Below are 18,745 nucleotides of genomic sequence, written 5' to 3' on the forward strand. Positions count from 1 at the left end.
GGCGGGGACATCTTCGAGCGGGGCGGGCCGTATCTGGTGCGTGGCGCCCAGGACCTGCTGCCCACCTCGGCGCTGCTCGACAAGTACAGCCCGGCGTTGTTCTGCACGATCCGTAACTACCACGACGCCGGCCCGAAACTCGCCGGTGCGCTCGGCGGCAACGGCTACTCCCTGCAGACCCAGTCAGAGGTTCTCGGTGTGGGCAACCCGTACGTCTATCCCGACAACCTGCCGCGGGTGAACGCCAAGGGCGGTCCCGAGGGCCGGCCCGGCTGCTGGCAGCCGATCACCAGGGACCTGTGGCCCATGCCGTTCCTGGTGATGGACACCGGTGCCTCGATCGCGCCCTACAACCACTTTGAACTCGGTCAACCGATCACGGCAGAGTATGTCTGGGGCCGCCAAGTGGGGGAGAACACGATCAACCCATGAGCATCAAGGGCACGCTTATCAAGCTCGGCATCTTCTCACTGGTGCTGCTCACCTTCACTGCGATCATCTTCGTGGTCTTCGGCCAGATCCGGTTCAACCGCACCGCCGAGTACTCGGCGATCTTCAAGAACGTCAGCGGTCTGCGCACCGGGCAGTTCGTCCGGGCATCCGGTGTCGAGGTCGGCAAGGTCACCGGCGTCAAACTGGTCAACGGTGGTCAGCAGGCCGAGGTGAGCTTCAACGTCGAGAAGTCCCTGCCACTGTTCAGCGAGACCACCGCCGCGATCCGGTATCAGGATCTGATCGGTAACCGCTACCTGGAGCTCAAACGCGGTGCGAGCAACACCAGAATCGAACCGGGCAGCACCATTCCGCTGGAACGCACCGAACCCGCGCTCGACCTCGACGCGTTGGTCGGTGGATTCCGCCCGCTGTTCCAATCGTTGAGCCCGGAGAAGGTCAACACCATCTCCAAGTCGATCATCACGATCTTCCAGGGCCAGGGCGGCACCATCAGCGACATCCTGGACCAGACCGCGCAGCTCACCCAGAGCATCGCCGACCGGGACCAGGCCATCGGTGAGGTGATCAAGAACCTCAACATCGTGCTGGACACGACCGTCGCGCATCAGCAGCAGTTCGACGACACCCTCAAGCACTTCGAGACGCTGATCACCGGGCTGAAGAACCGGGCCGATCCGATCGGCTCCTCGGTGGCCAACATCAGCAACGCGGCCGGATCGCTGGCAGACCTGCTCTCCGACAACCGCCCGTTGCTCAAGGACACCGTCGGCCGGCTTGAGGTCATCCAGCAGCCCCTGATCGATCAGAAGGAACAGCTCAACCAGATTCTGATCGACTTCCCCAACGCGTTGAAGATCATCGGCCGCGCCGGCGGCATCTACGGCGACTTCTTCAACTTCTATGCCTGTGACCTCTCGTTGAAGCTCAACGGGTTGCAGCCGGGCGGTCCCGTCCGAACCGTCAGACTCAGCTCACAGCCGTCGGGTAGGTGCACGCCACGATGAGGACACTTCAAGGTTCCGACCGCTTCCGCAAAGGGCTGATGGGCGTCATCGTGGTGGCGCTGATCATCGGTGTCGGCTCGACGCTGACGAGCGTGCCGATGCTGTTCGCGGTGCCCACCTACTACGGCCAGTTCGCCGACACCGGTGGCCTGAACACCGGTGACAAGGTGCGCATCGCCGGCATGGATGTCGGCACGGTCAAGAGCATGGAGATCAACGGCGACAAGGTCGAGATCGGCTTCACCCTCGGTGGCAAGACGATCGGCACCGAGAGTCGCGCGGCGATCCGCACCGATACGATCCTGGGCCGCAAGAACATCGAGATCCAGCCGCGGGGCAGCCATACGCTGTCCCCGGGCGGGATGCTGCCGCTGGGCCAGACCACCACGCCGTACCAGATCTACGACGCGTTCCTGGAGGTCACCCGCAATGCCGAGGGCTGGGACACCCAGTCGGTCAAGGAATCTCTGAACGTCCTGTCGGAGACCGTCGATCAGACCTCCCCGCACCTGAGCGCCGCGCTCGACGGCGTGGCCAAGTTCTCCGAGACCATCGGCAAGCGCGACGAGGACGTCAAGAAGCTGTTGGCGAACGCCAACAAGGTGGCCACGGTCCTCGGCGACCGCAGCACCCAGGTGAACCAGCTGCTGGTGAATGCCCAGACGCTGCTGGCCGCGGTCAACCAGCGGGGGCAGGCCGTGAGCATGCTGCTGGAGCGGGTGTCGTCGGTGTCGCATCAGGTCGAGGGCCTGATCAACGACAACCCGAACCTCAACCACGTGCTGGAGCAGCTGCGCACGGTCAGCGACCTGCTGGTGGAGCGCAAGCAGGACCTGGCCGACACCCTCACTGTCGCAGGAAAGTTCATCACCTCACTGGCCGAGGCCCTGGCCTCCGGACCCTACTTCAAGGTGATGCTGGTCAACCTGATCCCGCCGCAGATCCTGCAGCCGTTCGTCGACGCCGCGTTCAAGAAGCGCGGCATCGATCCGGAAGAATTCTGGCGTAACGCCGGCCTGCCGTCGGCCCGCTTCCCCGATCCGAACAAGCCGCGGTTCGAGAACGGTGCACCGCCGCCGGCCCCGACGCCGCTGGAAGGCACCCCGGAGCACCCGGGTCCCGCCGTCCCGCCCGGATCGCCGTGCTCGTACACGCCGACCGCGGCCGGAATCCCGTCCCCGGGCAACCCGATGCCGTGCGCGGGCGCCACCCAGGGCCCGTTCGGTGGCCCCGAATACGGTCCGCCGGATCTGGCGACCTCGGCACCGAATCCTGATGGCATCGCCCATTCGCCGGGTGTGCCCAGTGCGGCCATCCCCGGTCAGATGCCGCCGGATCAGCCCGGCGCCCCCGTCGAGTTGGCGCCCGGTCCGCCCGGTGCCCGCACGGTTCCGATCGCCCCACAACCCGGATTGCCCGATGCCATCCCGGGTTACGCACCACACCCGCCGCCGTTGAACGCACCTCCGGCGCCACCGGGGCCGGGTCCCGACGCTGGGCCGGCGGGATCGCCGCCGCTGCCGGGTAACCCGCCGTTCCTTCCGCCCGGGTCGCAGGGATAGGCAGGGGTATAGAGAGCTATGTCTACCGTTTTCAACGTACGAAACATCCAGTTGCCCAAGGCTTCTCGGGCAACCGTCATCGTCGGTGCGCTGGCGGTGGTGGCTGCCCTGGTGCTGGGGTACTTCGGTTACAACCTGTACAAGAAGATGACCACCACCACGGTCACCGCGTACTTCCCCGAGGTGCTGGCGCTGTATCCGGGCGACAAGGTCCTGATCATGGGCGTCAAGGTCGGTGCGATCGACAGCATCGAGACCGACGGCGACAAGATGAAGGTCGTTTTCCACGTCAACAACCGCTACAAGGTTCCCGAGAACGTGACGGCCTCTGTGCTCAACCCGAGCCTGGTGGCCTCGCGCGTCATCCAGCTCTCCCCGCCCTACACCGGCGGGCCACAGCTGCAGAACAACGCGGTGATCCCGATCGAGAGCACCCAGATCCCGGTCGAGTACGACGATTTGCGCGATCAGGTCAAGCGTCTGCTCGACGATCTGGGGCCCACGCCCGAACAGCCGAAGGGACCGTTCGGCGACATCGTGAATTCCTTCGCGGAGGGTTTCAAGGGCAAGGGCGACAAGCTCAACCGCACCCTCGACGGGCTGTCGGAGGCGTTGACCACGCTCAACCAGGGTCGCGGTGACTTCTTCTCGGTGGTCAAGAGCCTGGCGTTGTTCGTCAACGCCCTGCACAAGAGCGATCAGCAGTTCGTGGCGCTCAACAACGACCTGGCGCAGTTCACCAACTCGTTCACCAACACCGATCAGGAGTTGGCGACGGCCCTGCAGGATCTCAACAAGGTGCTCAAGACCACCCGTGAGTTCCTCGACAAGAACGGTGGCGTGCTGGCTCACGACGTCGACAACCTGTCGGAGGCCACGACCGCGATCCTGCAGCCCGAGCCGCGCAACGGTCTGGAGACCGGTCTGCACGCCTACCCGAACCTGGCCGCCAACGTGCTCAACATCGTCGCGCCCAACCAGGGTGGCATCGTGGGCCTGCCGGTGCTGCCCGGCCTGACCAACTTCTCCAACCCGCTGCAGTTCATCTGCAGTTCGATTCAGGCCGGTAGCCGGTTGGGGTACCAGGATTCGGCCGAGTTGTGCGCGCAGTACCTGGCCCCGATCCTGGACGCGATCAAGTTCAACTTCCTGCCGTTCGGGATGAACATGGCCAACACCGCGATGACGCTGCCCAAGCAGATCTCCTACTCGGAGCCGCGCCTGCAGCCGCCGGGCGGGTACAAGGACACCACCGTGCCCGGTATCTGGTCGCGGGACACGTTGTTCTCGCACGGCAACCACGAGCCCGGCTGGACCGTGGCGCCGGGCATGCAGGGCGTGCAGGTGCAGCCGGCCACCCAGCAGATGCTGACCCCGGAGTCGTTGGGCGAGTTGATGGGTGGGCCCGACATCCAGGCCCCGCCGGCGCCGCCGGCATTCGGGGTGCCGCCGGGCGGCAACCTGCCCGGGCCGCCGAACTCGTATGACGAGAACAATCCGCTGCCACCGCCGTGGTACCCGCAGCCCGGGCCGCCACCGGCACCGGCGCCGGGAGTGATCCCCGGTGACCCGATGTCGGCTCCGGCTCCCGCTCCGGCACCTGGCCCGGCTCCGGCCGGACCCGCGCTGCCTGCCGAGGTCGGAGGGCAGCCGTGATGAACCGCTTGCGCGAAGAACAGACAACTCCGATGACGAAGACACGCAAGTGGGGTCGCCTCGGGCGTCGCGTTGCGGTGCTCTCGGCGTCCGCTCTGATCCTCACGTCCTGCGGGCAGTGGCGCGGCGTGGCCAACGTGCCGTTGCCGGGTGGACCGGGAACCGAGGGCGGGCACACCACGCTGTACGTGCAGATGCCGGAGACGTTGGCGCTCAACGCCAACAGCCGGGTGCGGGTGCGCGATGTGTTCGTCGGCCGGGTCCGCAAGATCGAGCTGATCAACTGGGTTCCGACGCTGACGATCGACCTGCAGCCGGGCATCGAGCTGCCCAAGAACACGCTGGCCAAGATCGGTCAGACCAGCCTGCTGGGTTCGCAGCACGTCGAGCTCAACCCGCCGGAGAAGCCGTCCGAGGAGAAGCTGCGGGACGGGGACACGATCCCGCTGGCGCAGTCGTCGGCGTATCCGACGATCGAGCGGACCCTGGCCGGGATCTCGGGCATCCTCACCGGTGGTGGCATCCCCAACATCGAGACGATCCAGACCGAGGTGTTCAACATCCTCAACGGCCGTGCCGATGAGATCCGCGACTTCCTGGGTCGGCTCGACACGTTCACCGACGAGCTCAACCAGCAGCGCAACGACATCACCCGCGCGATCGACTCGACCAACCGGCTGCTGAACATCGTGGCCGCCCGCAACGACACGCTGGACCGGGTGCTGACGGAATTCCCGCCGCTGATCCAGCATTTCGCGGACACCCGCGATCTGTTCGCCGACGCGGTGACGGCCCTGGGCCGGTTGTCGAAGGCGGCCGACGACACCTTGTCGAACAGCAACGCCAACCTGCACACCAACCTGCAGAACCTGCAGCGCCCGCTCAAGCAGCTGTCGCGCTCGGCGCCGTACCTGGTCGAGGCACTCAAGCTGATCCTGACGGTGCCGTTCAACATCGAGAACATTCCGAAGGCAGTGCGCGGCGACTACATCAACGTGTCGCTGACCATCGACCTGACGCTCAGCTCGGTGGACAACGCATTCCTGTCCGGTACGGGTGTTTCGGGCATGCTGCGCGCGCTCGAGCAGGCGTGGGGCCGTGATCCGGCCACGATGATCCCCGACATTCGGTTCACGCCGAATCCGCACGACGCACCTGGCGGCCCGCTGGTGGAAAGGGGGGAGTGAGACATGTTGCTCACACGCTTCATCAAGTTGCAGCTCGTCCTGTTCACCGTGCTGACCGTGGTCGCCCTGGTCGTGCTGGCCCTGGTGTACCTGCGGTTGCCGACGTGGGCCGGGATGGGGATGTACAACCTGAACGCCAACCTGCCGAACTCGGGCGGCTTGTACGCGACGGCCAATGTCACCTACCGCGGCACCACGATCGGCAAGGTCACGTCTGTGGAGCCCACCGAGCGGGGCGCCCGGGTCGAGATGAACATCTACGACCAGTTCCGGATCCCGCGGGACGCCACGGCCAACGTGCACTCGGTGTCGGCGGTGGGTGAGCAGTTCATCGACCTGGTGTCCGAGGGCACCACCAAGGAGTACTTCCGCGACGGCGACACGATCGAGAAGGGCACTGTGCCCGCCGAGGTCGGCCCCTCCCTCGACGCCGCCAATGATGCTTTGGCGGCGTTGCCGAAGGAGCAGATCGCGGTCCTGCTCGACGAGACCTCCAAGGCGGTGGGCGGCCTCGGGCCGTCACTGCAGCGGCTGGTCGATTCCACCCAGGCCATCGCCGGTGATTTCAAGGACAACCTCGACCCGATCAACGACATCGTCGAGAACTCCGGGCCGATCATCGACAGCCAGGTGAATTCGGGTGACGCGATCTCCCGGTGGGCCAAGAACCTGAACACCCTGGCCGCGCAGAGCGCCCAGAACGATGCGGCGCTGCGCGGTGGTCTGCAGCAGGCCGCACCGACGGCCGATCAGCTCAACTCGGTGTTCGGTGATGTCCGCGAGTCGCTGCCGCAGACGCTGGCCAACCTCGAGATCGTCATCGACATGCTCAAGCGGTACAACAAGAACGTCGAGCAGGTGTTGGTGGCACTGCCCCAGGGTGGAGCCGTCGCGCAGACCGCGACGATCTTTGCGCCCAAGGGTCTGCTGCACTTCGGTCTCGGCATCAACATGCCGCCGCCGTGCCTGACCGGGTTCCTGCCCGCCGATCAGTGGCGCTCGCCGGCGGACACGTCGTCTGCACCCATCCCGGAGGGCCTGTACTGCAAGATCCCCAAGGACGCGCCCAATGCGGTGCGTGGTGCACGTAACTATCCGTGTGCCGATGTGCCCGGCAAGCGGGCCGCCTCACCAAGGGAATGCCACAGCGACGAGCCTTACCAGCCGCTTGGCACAAACCCCTGGTACGGCGACCCGAACCAGATCCGCAACTGCCCGGCTCCGGGTGCCCGTTGCGATCAGCCCGTCGATCCGGGCCGGGTGATCCCCGCGCCTTCGGTCAATAATGGGTTGAACCCGTTGCCGGCGAGTCAGCTGCCACCACCGGAGTCGACGGCGCCGCGCAGCGATCCGCTGACCGCGCCCCGGGGTGGCAGTGTGAGTTGTAGTGGACAGCAGCCGAACCCCTGCATCTACACTCCGGCAGCAGGTTCGACTGCCACCTACAGCCCGTCCAGCGGCGAGGTGGTCGGTCCCGGCGGTGTGAAGTACTCCGTCACCAACTCGAATAAACCAGGAGATGACGGATGGAAGGAGATGCTGGCGCCAGCCAGCTGAACCTCGCCGACCAGCAGGACCCTCACCTCACCGAACCGGACGAGCAGGCTGCCGCGCGCCCATCGCGCCTCGGCCGCGGCGCGATGGCGGCGATCCTGGTCGGGCTTCTGGTCTTGACGGTCGGTCTCGGTGTGGGCGGATACTTCGCGCTGCGCGCACACCAGGTCAGCGAACGGATCGCCCACGACGAGGCCGAGGCCCTGCAGGCGGCGAAAGACTGCGTGACGGCCACCCAGGCTCCCGACACCCAGGCGATGATTGCCGCCCAGACCAAGATCATCGAATGCGCGACCGGTGACTTCGGGGCGCAGGCCGGCCTGTACAGCGGCATGTTGCTGGACGCCTACCAGGCGGCGAACGTGCAGGTGAAGGTCTCGGATCTGCGGGCCGCGGTGGAAAAGCACAATGACGACGGCTCGATGGACCTGCTGGTCGCGGTGCGGGTGCTGGTCACGAACTCCGAGAAGTCCGACGAAGAGCAGGGCTACCGGCTGCGGGTGAAGATGGCCCGCGCCGAGGACGGCACCTACAAGGTGGCACGACTGGACCAGGTCACGTCGTGACCGCTGTGCTGGACCAGGCTGCACCGGCCTCGTGGTTGCAGCGGGCGGGGGCGTTCGCCATCGACGTCCTGGCCGGCGCCGGGTTGATCGTCACGTTGGCGCTGCTGGCATTGTCAGCGCCGCTGTACAGCTGGTTCTGGTGGGTGTGCACCGTGGCGGCTGCCCTCGCGGGCGTGGCGGTGCTGGTCAACCGGATCGGCCTGCCCGCGTTCACCGGCTGGTCGCTGGGCCGGTCGGTGTTCGGCATCCGGGTGGTGTCCGCGGCCGGCGATGCGGGTCTGCTGCGGCTGCTGCTGCGCGACGTGGCCCATCTGCTGGATACCGCGGCAGTGTTCGTCGGCTGGCTGTGGCCGCTGTGGGACGCCCGCAACCGCACGTTCGCCGATCTGTTGGCCCACACCGAGGTGCGGCGCGTCGAATCCGCCGGCGAGGGCGTGCGTCGCCGTGCCGGCGCGGTGCTGCTGGTGCTGGCTGTGCTCAGCGGAATCGCCGGTGGTCTCGGCTACTACGCGGTGTACCGCCAGGACCGGGCGGTGGACCAGGCCCGTGCGCAGATCGCCGAGCAGGGCCCGCGCATTGTCGAAGAGCTGCTCAGTTACGGCGTGGATTCCGTCGACGAGGATTTCGCCAAGGCGCAGTCCCTGGCCACCGACAACTACCGGCAACAACTGATCGCCCAGCAGGACGCCGTCCGCAAGGCCGGGCCGACCACCAACGATTACTGGGCGGTGAGCAGCGCGGTGCTGTCGAACCCGGAACCCACCGCGACCGAGGCGTCGATGTTGATGGCGCTGCAGGGCCAACGCGGTACCAACCCGCAGGAGCTGAAGTTCATCACCGCGACCGTGCAGGTGGACTTCACGAAGTCCGGTGACCGCTGGCTCGTCGACAACTTGACGGTGCTCAAGCGGCCGGCGCTGAACGGGGGCGGACAATGAGCCCGCGGCGCCGGATCGACGCCGGCGAGCGTGACTACTTCGCGGTCGAGCCCAAGGAACCCATCCGGTGGGGGCTGCCGATCGTCGCGATGGTGTCGGCGCTGCTCATCGCGGCCGCCATCGCGGGCAGCACCGTGATCTTGGTGCGCCACCTGTCGGATCGCCGGGCCGAGATCAAGGAAGCCGACGCGCTCGGCTATGTGACCGCGTTCATGACCGGATATACGACGGTGGATCCGTTCCACGCCAACGACTACGCCGACCGGATCAAGGCGCAGGCCACGGGCGATTTCCGAAAGATGTTCCAGGACAAGCTGAACGAGATCGTCGTTCAGGTGGCGCGGGCCGAGCCCACCGAAGGCAGCGTCATGGCCGCCGGGATCCAGCGCTGGAACGACGACGGCAGCGCCGACGTGTTGGTGGCGACCAAAACCAGCACCCGCACGGCCGACGGCAAATCAGTGATCGAGAGCGGTAGTCGTTGGGTTGCGACGACGATTCGGGAAGGACAGCAGTGGAAGATCAGCCAGCTGATTCAGGTGATCTGACCACCGGCGAGCCTGACAAGCCGCGCCGCAAACTCTTCGGGCGGCGGCGCCGCGCCGAGGCAGCGGTGGAGCCGGTGGAGCCGGTGGAACCGGTGGAGGCCGACGAGGTCGAAGGTGGCGACGCCACACCGGAACCCCGGATGCCCACGGGCAAGGCGGGCCGCAAAGCCGCGGAGCCGGAACCCGAGGCCGAGGCAGAGATAGAGGCAGAGGCAGAGGCAGAGCAGGTCCTCGTTCCGCACCGCGAAGCAGGTAAGCGGCTGACGTACGTCGCTGCGGGCGCTGCGGTGTTGTTCGTGGCGGCCGGGGCCTTCGGCGGTGCCATGCTGCAGCCCTACCTTGCCGACCGCGCGCTGGTGGCCACCAAGTTGCATGTGGCGCGGACTTCGGCCGACGCCATCACCACGTTGTGGACGTACAACCCGGACAACATCGAAACCCTGCCGGACCGGGCCGAGAGGTTCCTGTCCAATGATTTTGCGGCCGAGTACCGGCAGTTCATCGACACGATCGTGCCGAGCAACAAGCAGGCGCAGGTCAGCAACGACACCGAGGTGATGGGCACCGCGGTCGAGTCGATCAGCCGCGATGAGGCCACTGCGATCGTCTACACCAACACGGTGTCGACCAGTCCGGTGACCAAGAACATCCCGTCGCTGCGGTATCTGTCGTTTCGGCTGACACTGCATCGAAGCGACGGGGATTGGCGTATCACGGAGATGCCGACACTGACCCAATTGGACCTGACACCGCAGCTTTAGCGGCGAGGATGTAGGCATGGCCATTGCCTCACCGGTATCGCAGCGGTGGACTGTCGTGGCCCTGCTGTTGTTGACGTTCGCCACCGGTGTCGTCGATGCGATCAGTGTGCTGGTACTGGGCCACGTGTTCGTCGCGAACATGACCGGGAACGTGATCTTCCTGGGCTTCTGGTTCGTACCTCACTCGGCTGTCGATGTGACCGGCGCGCTGGTGGCTTTCGCCGGCTTCGTGCTGGGCACCGTCGTGGGCGGCCGGCTGCGGCGCCACCTCGACGGGCGGGTCCGATTCTGGCTGACCACCGCGCTGTCCGTGGAAGTCGTTCTGCTGATCGTGCTCTCGAGTCTCGCCGGGGCTGGAGTGCTGTCCTATCAGGACAACCGCAAGGCGATCCTCGCCGTTCTGGCGATGACGTTCGGTATCCAGAACGCGACCGCGCGTCAGTTCGGCATCCAGGAATTGAGCACCACGGTGCTGACGCAGACGATCGTGGGCCTCGGTTTCGACAGCCGGCTGGCCGGCGGCACCGGCGACCGCGAGAAGTTGCGCTATGGAGTGGTGCTCACGATGTGTGGGGGGGCGGTGCTGGGTGCGACGCTGTCGCAGTTCACCGTCTCGCCGGTGATCGGGCTGGCGGCGGTGGTGGTGGCGATCAGCGCCCTGATCTTCAGGTTTGGGCCGCCGCCGGCGCAGAGTGCTCACTGATCCACGTGGCGGCTTCGTCGGCCGCGTGCCGCAACGCTGTCAGTTCGCCGACGTAGTCGACGATCGCGCCGATTCCGGGCAGCATCCCGAGGTAGTGATACACCCTTTGCGGCTGTGGCCGTTTCGTGAGTTCGGCGCCCACTGCGCGCAGGGTGCCGGCGACCTCCCAGAGTTTGCCGGGCAACGAATGCGCGGTATCGGCATCCTCGGGTAGCGGGTCGGCCAGATCACGGTTGCACAGCACCGCGCCCAGCAACTGCACCTGGTCGTCGCGGTCGGTGACGCCGTCCTCACGGGCCACCGCCCACAGCAGGATTGCCTGGTTGGCGAATCCCAGGGCGTCCTGGACCGGGAGACGATCGGCAATGAACCCGAAGGCGCCGGGAAACGCGACCGCCACCGTGGTCACCGTCCCGACCCGCCGCACCCACCATTTCACGTGGCCGTCTCGGGTCATGTCATCCCAGGCTTGAGTACCGGGCAGTTCGGCGAAATTGAGTATCGCCGCAGCGCGGTCCAACGTCCTGTCCACCGGATTCACGGCGGGGGACTGCCGATGCGTGCGCTGCTTCAGGCCGAGCGGGTCAAACCGGGTGGCCAGATCCAGCGCCGGGTTGATCACCGCCGCCGCACGGTTGAGTGCCCCGGCGACATCAGCGTCGGAGAGGCGGGTGAAAGGCAACAGGCTGATCCCCATCACAGCCATCTTGCCGGATGGGCGCGGTTGCCGTCGTTTCCGGTCCGAAAATTTGTCGTACCCCTTTGCGATGATGGGGTTATGTCTTCGGCCGCAGCCTCTTTCGATGTTGAGGTGAGCCCTGCACAGCGGTTGGAGAGGTTGTTCGAGGAGTTGTCGGAGCTGTGCGGTCAGCGCAACGCGATCGATGGCCGGATCGTGCAGATCGTGGCCGAGATGGACCGTGACGAGTTGTGCGGGGCTACCGGTGTCCGCTCGATCGAGGCGTTGGTGGCGTGGAAGACCGGTGTGACACCCCACAACGCGGAGACGGTGGTGACCGTCGCGCGGCGGGTCGACGAATTCCCGTGCTGTGTCGAAGCGTTGCGCGAAGGACGGTTGTCGCTGGATCAGGTCGGGGTGATCGCCGAGAAGGCCGCCGACGGATCCGATGAGCATTACGCCGAGTTGGCGGCGGTCGCCACCGTCCGCCAGTTGCGGACCGCGGTCAAGCTGGAACCACGCCCCCAACCCGATCCGCGGCCCGAACCGCAACGGTCCTTCACCAAGTCTGAGAAAGATGAGTGCACCACCTACCGGATCACCCTTCCGCGGGTGGAGGCGGCGAAATTCGACGCCGCCCGCCAGGCCCACCAGGATGCGCTGATCGCGGACTGGAAACGCGATCACGACATCGACGATCACGACACCGATGTCGATGACACCGGTGATGATCAGGTGCGACCGTTTCCCAACGCCGTCGATGCGTTCATGAGTGTGGTCGAGGCCGGGTGGGATGTTGAGGCGGAGCGCCGCCCGCACGGGCAGCACACCTCGGTGATCGTGCACCTCGATATCGAGCAGCGGATCGCCGCGTTGCATCTGGGTCCGGTGTTGACCGACGAGGATCGCCGCTACCTGCTCTGTGATGCCACCTGCGAAGTCTGGTTCGAACAGCGCGGGCAGGTGATCGGCTCCGGGCGGACCACCCGCACTATCGGCCGCCGGCTCCGCCGGGCGCTGGAGCATCGCGACCGGTGCTGCGTGGTGCCCGGGTGCGGCGCCACCCGCGGCCTGCACGCCCACCACCTCGTGCACTGGGAGGACGGCGGCACGACCGAACTGGACAACCTGGTGCTGCTGTGTCCGTATCACCATCGGCTGCATCACCGGGGTGGCATCACCATCACCGGGCCCGCCGATCGGTTGCGGGTCACCGACCGCACCGGGGAACCACTACTCGGTGGATCATTGGCCCGGTCACCCAAGATGCCCCCGCCCGATGTTCCGCCCTACCCAGGGCCGACAGGGGAACGCGCCCAATGGTGGTGGTACCCGCCATTCGAACCCCAACCACCACCAACAGCCGCATAGCGCAGGGTGGTTATGGATCAGGCGTATCCGTCCACCCATGTGCCGGTGTCATCCGTGCGGACGACGAGGTTGACTCCTGGCGCCGCCATCAATGCGGCCGCTCGCGACGGAGTCGGGACGCTCTCAGTCTCGGCGCACGTGTTTCGGTCGAAGGTCGCGAGCGCGTCGCGAGTACCGAACACGACCTGCCTGTCCAGGATCAAAGCCATGCCGTCAGGGGATATGCGCCCGGTGGCATTGGCGGGACGGTCGTTGAATGAGCACTGCTCTCGTCCGTCCGGGCTGCGCAAGGTAGCCCGATCATTGTCGTGAGTGAGGGCCGCATCGGAGCCGTCGGTGGTAAGGATGGGATACACGGGGCTGCCGAGATCCTCGTAGGACCGGCGTGCGGCGTTGGCGAACACCGTGCGGCGTTCACCATCATCAGGGCCCACGGTGAGGATGGCGGCGCCGTCGCCCGCATGTGAGGCGTACAGCGCCACGCGGTGGCGTTTGAAATCCTCTGCGGTATAGGGAAGCCCACGCAGAACCGTGGCTTCCCACGTGGTGGTGCCGGTAGCCGGATCGGCAACGGCGAACAGGATGTCCGTGCCGTCACTGCCCGGGCACCGCTCTGCACTCTGGAGGAAACGTGCGAATCCGTCGCCCCAGTCCGGGCAGTGAGAGCCGGGCGCGGGCGCCGTCCAGAGGCGATTTCCGGTCCTGGTGTCGAACCGGGTCCAGGTGAGGGCGTCCGGGTCTTCGTCGACCAGGTAGGTGAGGCCCGGTGGCAGACGATGATCGATCACCCTCCGGTAGGTGTCGACCAATGACTTGTTCGAGGACCACCACAGCCGGCGGCCGGTGGGTGCATCGAGACCCACCAATATCGAAGGATACGAACCGATCCCGGCGACAACGGTCTGTCCGCCGTCGAACACGTGCAGCGATGTCACCAGCGATTCGCCGGGGCCGGAGCGTGAATAGTGCCATCGCTCAGCTGAATCGGGCCCATAGGCGGTGACCTTCCCATTGCCGTAGGTGACGAAGCCGCCGGCGATGGGTTCGACGTACCACCCGTTGTGTTCGATCTGGTCCCAGTTTGTCCAGTCGGACACCTTGAGGGTGAAGCGTTTTGTGCCGAGGGTGGCCGGTATAGGGAGGTCCGCGGATGGTGATGATGCGATCGACGCGTCGACGAATCGGCGGTCATCACCGGCGCGGACCGCTAGGTTGGCCGCCGAGGCTGACACCACGAGCCCGACGAGAATTCCGACCACGACAGGGACGCGCCAGCCGCGATGCGCCCGGCGGGGGATGGCGAAGCTGCCGATGATCAGGGCCACCACGCCGATCAGTCCCAACCGCCAGGCGGACAGCATGACCGGCAACTGTGCCGTGCGTGGATAGAACATCATCCAGCCAACAAACTGACCAAGCCGGTCGGCGTAGAAGGTCATGAACAACAGGACCATCACGCCCACCGCGGCCGGCAAGATCCATGTACCCGGATGGGTTCTGCCGACGAACCAGGCAATGACGGTGGTCGCCAGCAGCAGGCCGACAAGCCAACAAAGGGCTACCGCGATGCTTTGGGGGGTGTGGGCACCCAGCGATGCCGCTTCAGGCGGCAGGAAATCTCCCCATGCACCGAGCGCAGGTGACGGCTGCCCGGTCAGCCAACTCGTCAGGGCGAGGCCCACGGCGGATATGAGCAGCGCAAGCGCCAATCCCAGGCTTACTGCCGATATGGCACGCATCAACGATTTCCCCCACGACACGGGAGAATTCTGCCAGGCCGCGCCGGTAACCTGACCGATATGCCCAGTGCCGTGGATCGGGCCGACGTTTTCGTCAAGCGGAATGTGTCGGCGCCGCCTGGGTTCTTCGCTGCGGAGGCCGCCGGACTGAACTGGCTGGCCGTCGAGGGCGGTGTGCCGTGTGTTCCGGTAATCGCCTACGACTCAACCTCATTGACGCTGCAGTGATTGCACCCGGTGGCGCCGACGGCGCAGGCCGCTCGAATCTTCGGCGAGCAACTGGCGCACACCCACGAAGCCGGCGCGTCGGCCTATGGCGCCGGGCCGGCCGGTTACGGCGGGGATGGGTTCTTCGGCCCGATGGCACAGCCGTTGCCAATGTCGTTGGCGCCCCACGATTCTTGGGGCGCTTTCTAGGCCGATGAGCGGTTGCGTCCGATGACGCAACTGGCGGCAGGCCGGCTCAGTGCCGGGGCGCTCGGCGCCATCGCGGCGGTGGCCGATCTGTGCCGCGCAGACTTGTTCCATGACGACGACCGTCTGGCCAGGCTGCACGGTGACCTGTGGAGCGGCAACGTGATGTGGACCGCCGACGGTGCGGTCCTTGTCGACCCTGCCGCACATGGTGGACATCGGGAGACTGATCTGGCGATGCTGGCGCTGTTCGGCCGAGGTTACGCGGGCCACGCTGAGGCGGCGGCCCGGCGAGTCCTGGTAACTGCCAGCAAACTACGGATCGAGTAGTTGACAGATCAGCGGACGTTTGACAATGGCAAGGCATGCGCCAATGGCGCACAGCAACGTTGCATGGATATATCCGCAATAAATCTGACGCTTGCCTCTGGCAAGCAACGATATGCCTCTGCCCAGTACAGCATTCATCGGGTCGCTTTCGCCAAGTTTGCGACAAACTGTGAAGGCAAATATGGAAATTTTCCCAGCAATGTAGTGATGGGGGTCACAGTAGTGTTACGTTGCCTGAGATCAACCTGAGAACACGGCCGAAGGGACTGGTCAGATGGCAGTCAAACACCGTAGGCAGCGGCGGCGCGTCAAGAAGGTGGCGAGCATCGGTGCGGCGACCGCAACGATCACCGCACTCACCGTCGGTGTTGCTCCGCCAACCGCTCAGGCCGCCGCGGTCCAGCGGGACGTGTGGCTGCAATCCGGAGCGCAGATCTTCCCGCCGCCGGATCAGATCCCAGACCTCACGGGTGGGCTGGGCGCGGCGGCATACAACGTGGCCCAGGACATCGGCGCGCAGCTGCTCACGGCGATCGTCGACAACGTCAATCTGGCAGCGTTGGCACAGGCCGCCGGGTTGGATCCGGAGAGCGTCGTCACCGGTCTGCTGAACAATGCGGTCAACGGCGTTGTGGGCGGCGTGCTGGGCCAGGTTCCCATCGATGTCGATGGTCTTGTGGCTCCGGTCCTTCAACCCGTGCTGGCGGAGGTCCTCGGGCCCCTGGGGCTCGGCCAGTTGGTGACGGGCCAGGTTGCAGCGCTACTGGCCCCGGCAATTGCGGAGGTGCTCGGGCTGGACGACGTCGACAACCTCGGTCAACTCGTTGCAGCGCTCGGCCTCAACCTGGACAACCCGTTCGACCTGTCCGATGTCGACGTTCCCGGCCTCAACGTCGTCACCACCGGCTGGCCGTTCACGTTGATGAAACTGATCGGCGTCGACCTCGGCTGGGTCCCACCGTTCCCCAACTCGGTCGCCGCCGACATCAACAACACCAACTATCTGGATGTTGGTATCGGAGGCCTACTTGGCGACCTCCCGGTGATCGACCAGTTGACGTCGCTTCTGAACGTCCTGGCCCCGACTGTCGACGTGGACGACGTGCTCAATGGTCTCCCCGACCTGGTCTCCTTGCGAGTGCCGATCGTGGCCGGAGTCGGCCTCGGCGCATTCGCCGCCGGCGCGGCCTATCAACAAGTGGTCGACGACCTGCCGAATCAGCCTGGCGGAGCGAACTTCACCGGAAGCGATCCACTGCTGGGCAGCTTCACGATCCTGCCGATGCTCCTGATCGACAACCCGGGCCGCGCCAACGGCGGCATCCTGGCCCGGGCCTATCCGCTGTTCAGGTTGCTCGGTATCGACACCGTGACGCCCGATACCCAGGTGCAGAGCAGCACTGATGGGGAAGGTCTGCTCAACGGCATACAGCTGTTTGGGCTGACTCTGGGTGGTGCCAATCTGATCCCGATCAAGGTCGACGCCACGGCGGAGTACCTGCCGCTGTCGGACTTTGCTGCCTGGCCCAACCCGTTCACAATGGCGAATAACGTTGCAGCAGGGATGTTCCCGACGTACATCCTGCGAAATCAAACCGTCGCGGGGATTCTCGGGGGCCTGACCACCCAGGTGGTGGGCCAGCTTGTTGCCGACCTCGCCGATTACACGGCCAACCCCGGCGAGGATCCCACCAAGGGGCCCAAGCTCAACATCTACTACACACTGGACGCGCAGAGCCTGCCGCTGCTGGAACCCACTTATCTAGCGGTAGACGCCATCAACCTGCTGACCGGGGCGAACCTCAACAACCCGATCGGCACGGCGCTGAGCCCGGTGCTCACCAGCCTCGTCAACCTCGGGTACACCGACGTCGAGTACGACCCGGCCACCGGCGTCTATCAACGCACCCTCGACGAAGCCGATATCCCAACCGCTTTCGGGACGCTTCCGGCCGATGTCGATTGGGCTCAGGTTCCCGGGCATCTGGTCGACAACCTCGTCACGGGCATCCAGAAGGCCATCGATGACGGCCTGATCAACCAGAACCCCGTGCCGAGCCCGATTCAGACGCTGCTCGGTTTGCTCGGCGTGGGCAGTGAAACTGGCATATCCCCACTGGATCTGCCTGCACCACAAAATATTACGACTACGAAGTTTGAACCACAGGGCATCACAGATACCCCGCCAGTGGCCGGTGACGCCAAGGTGCTGAACCTCGCGGCCGAACCGGAGCCTGACACCGAGAAGGTGGAGAAGGAGACCGGAGACAAGGCGATCATCCTGAAACGGGAGGCCACAAAGATCGGCACCTCGGCCCTGAAGGCGCGGGAACGCACCGCCGCGGCGGTCACGGATGCGCAGGATCGACTCAATTCGCTTGCCGAGAACGGCCGCAAGCAGATGAGGTCTGCCGTCAATGGCCTCAGGGGCGGTGCCGAAAAGGCTGCTGAGCCGGTCAAGACTGAGAAGCAACAGGAGACGACGCAAGAGAAGAAGCAAGAGAAGAAGCAAGCGGCAAAGCAGGACAAGAAGCAAGACAAGAAGCACGAGAAAAAGCGAGCAAAGAAGCGCGACGCCGCGTAGCGGCAGGCCCAGGCGCCGCCGGAAACTACGATTGTCCGGTGACTTCGGCAAGGCGTGGGCGCGGCAGACCTGCCGGACCTGGCGTCGACGTCGAGCAACGGCGCAACGACCTGCTCGACGCCGCCGAACGTGCCATCCGGACCCACGGCGCCGATGTGGGTCTCGCCGAGGTGGCCAAAGAGGCCGGCTTTGTGCGCTCGGCCGTCTATGCGGTGTTCCCGAATCGGACGGCGATGTTGTCCGACCTCGGCAAGCGTCAGGCTCGACGGCTGCTGATCGAGATCACCAAACGCGCCGACGGCTCGACCGATCTGCGGCAGCGGATGTCGTTGTTCTTCGACGTGATCTGCGGCTGGATGCAGGACGATCCGGATCTGTATCGCGCGCTGAGCGTGCATGCCGCCGGCGGTCACGAGACGCCGGGGATCTTTGATCAACTCGCCGCAGCGGTCGAGGCAATGTTGGCGGCATCGATGAAGGCCGGCGGCGCCGATGCCGCGGCAGCGGCGCCGTGGGCGCGGGCGATCGTCGGTTCCGCCATGGTCAGCGCCCAATGGTGGATCCGGGATTCGACGATGCCTCGGGCCGAGCTCGTCGAACACCTGACCACCTTGTGCTGGGACGGTGGCTCGGCGCTGCCGTTCAGTCCCTTCGACGTCTCGGCTATTGACAGCAGCCCGCCATAAAAGACAC

Annotated in this window: 17 protein-coding genes and 1 pseudogene; 16 read left to right on the forward strand and 2 right to left on the reverse strand. The window is 65.7% G+C overall.

Annotated elements, in window-relative coordinates; translation table 11 throughout:
* From FR943_RS00480 to FR943_RS00530, 11 genes are all read left to right on the forward strand, one after another.
* The coding region (locus FR943_RS00480) for an MCE family protein (protein ID WP_218045131.1) at positions 1-432 on the forward strand (432 nt) is incomplete at its 5' end.
* Positions 429-1,460, forward strand: a complete 1,032-nt coding sequence (locus FR943_RS00485) for an MCE family protein (RefSeq protein WP_217154371.1) — start codon at positions 429-431, stop codon at positions 1,458-1,460. The genes FR943_RS00480 and FR943_RS00485, both read left to right, overlap by 4 nt.
* Positions 1,457-3,022 carry a virulence factor Mce family protein gene (locus FR943_RS00490; protein ID WP_217154372.1) on the forward strand — a complete coding sequence of 522 codons (1,566 nt, stop codon included), beginning with the start codon at positions 1,457-1,459 and terminating at the stop codon, positions 3,020-3,022. The genes FR943_RS00485 and FR943_RS00490 overlap by 4 nt, the downstream gene beginning before the upstream one ends.
* A gap of 18 nt (positions 3,023-3,040) precedes the next feature.
* Positions 3,041-4,678 carry a virulence factor Mce family protein gene (locus tag FR943_RS00495; protein WP_217154373.1) on the forward strand — a complete coding sequence of 546 codons (1,638 nt, stop codon included), beginning with the start codon at positions 3,041-3,043 and terminating at the stop codon, positions 4,676-4,678.
* Between the two features lie 32 nt (positions 4,679-4,710).
* A complete protein-coding gene (locus tag FR943_RS00500; RefSeq protein ID WP_217154374.1) occupies positions 4,711-5,865 on the forward strand; it encodes a virulence factor Mce family protein in 1,155 nt (384 codons plus the stop codon).
* A gap of 3 nt (positions 5,866-5,868) precedes the next feature.
* Entirely contained in the window at positions 5,869-7,422 is a 1,554-nt protein-coding gene (locus tag FR943_RS00505) for an MCE family protein (RefSeq protein ID WP_217154375.1), read from the forward strand.
* The gene (locus FR943_RS00510; protein WP_217154376.1) at positions 7,392-7,985 is read left to right on the forward strand and encodes an Rv1363c family protein; all 594 of its coding nucleotides are present in this window, start codon (positions 7,392-7,394) and stop codon (positions 7,983-7,985) included. The genes FR943_RS00505 and FR943_RS00510 overlap by 31 nt, the downstream gene beginning before the upstream one ends.
* Positions 7,982-8,923, forward strand: coding sequence for an RDD family protein (locus FR943_RS00515; protein WP_217154377.1), 942 nt, complete (start codon positions 7,982-7,984; stop codon positions 8,921-8,923). Before FR943_RS00510 ends, FR943_RS00515 begins: the two co-directional genes overlap by 4 nt.
* Positions 8,920-9,471: an Rv1363c family protein gene (locus tag FR943_RS00520; protein WP_217154378.1), complete on the forward strand. Its 552-nt coding sequence runs from the start codon at positions 8,920-8,922 to the stop codon at positions 9,469-9,471. Before FR943_RS00515 ends, FR943_RS00520 begins: the two co-directional genes overlap by 4 nt.
* Positions 9,438-10,232 (forward strand): mammalian cell entry protein, encoded by a 795-nt coding sequence (locus FR943_RS00525; RefSeq protein ID WP_217154379.1) that lies wholly within the window; start codon positions 9,438-9,440, stop codon positions 10,230-10,232. Before FR943_RS00520 ends, FR943_RS00525 begins: the two co-directional genes overlap by 34 nt.
* 16 nt (positions 10,233-10,248) lie before the next feature.
* Positions 10,249-10,935, forward strand: a complete 687-nt coding sequence (locus FR943_RS00530; protein WP_217154380.1) for a YoaK family protein — start codon at positions 10,249-10,251, stop codon at positions 10,933-10,935.
* Here FR943_RS00530 and FR943_RS00535 read toward each other — a convergent pair.
* The gene (locus FR943_RS00535) at positions 10,898-11,632 is read right to left on the reverse strand and encodes a hypothetical protein (protein WP_217154381.1); all 735 of its coding nucleotides are present in this window, start codon (positions 11,630-11,632) and stop codon (positions 10,898-10,900) included. The two genes, FR943_RS00530 and FR943_RS00535, sit on opposite strands and share 38 nt — an antisense overlap.
* An 81-nt stretch (positions 11,633-11,713) precedes the next feature.
* On the opposite strand from FR943_RS00535, the gene FR943_RS00540 reads away from it, so the two are divergent.
* A complete protein-coding gene (locus FR943_RS00540) occupies positions 11,714-12,985 on the forward strand; it encodes an HNH endonuclease signature motif containing protein (RefSeq protein WP_217154382.1) in 1,272 nt (423 codons plus the stop codon).
* Positions 12,986-13,002: 17 nt separating this feature from the next.
* Here the strand turns inward: FR943_RS00540 and FR943_RS00545 are convergent, their stop codons facing one another.
* The gene (locus FR943_RS00545; RefSeq protein ID WP_217154383.1) at positions 13,003-14,745 is read right to left on the reverse strand and encodes a BamB-related PQQ repeat family beta-propellar protein; all 1,743 of its coding nucleotides are present in this window, start codon (positions 14,743-14,745) and stop codon (positions 13,003-13,005) included.
* Between the two features lie 39 nt (positions 14,746-14,784).
* Here FR943_RS00545 and FR943_RS26815 point away from each other — a divergent pair, with 39 nt between their 5' ends.
* The 4 genes and pseudogenes from FR943_RS26815 (at position 14,785) to FR943_RS00560 (ending at position 18,738) form a co-directional block, all read left to right on the forward strand.
* A complete protein-coding gene (locus FR943_RS26815) occupies positions 14,785-14,952 on the forward strand; it encodes a hypothetical protein (RefSeq protein ID WP_372448054.1) in 168 nt (55 codons plus the stop codon).
* Positions 14,953-15,468: pseudogene (locus FR943_RS00550) on the forward strand (fructosamine kinase family protein).
* Between the two features lie 274 nt (positions 15,469-15,742).
* Positions 15,743-18,052 carry an alpha/beta hydrolase family protein gene (locus FR943_RS00555; RefSeq protein ID WP_217154384.1) on the forward strand — a complete coding sequence of 770 codons (2,310 nt, stop codon included), beginning with the start codon at positions 15,743-15,745 and terminating at the stop codon, positions 18,050-18,052.
* Between the two features lie 38 nt (positions 18,053-18,090).
* Complete coding sequence (locus tag FR943_RS00560) at positions 18,091-18,738, forward strand: TetR/AcrR family transcriptional regulator (RefSeq protein ID WP_217154385.1); 648 nt, start codon at positions 18,091-18,093, stop codon at positions 18,736-18,738.
* Positions 18,739-18,745: the final 7 nt, after the last annotated feature.

The sequence above is a fragment of the [Mycobacterium] fortunisiensis genome, assembly GCF_019050325.1.
GTDB lineage: Bacteria > Actinomycetota > Actinomycetes > Mycobacteriales > Mycobacteriaceae > Mycobacterium > Mycobacterium fortunisiensis.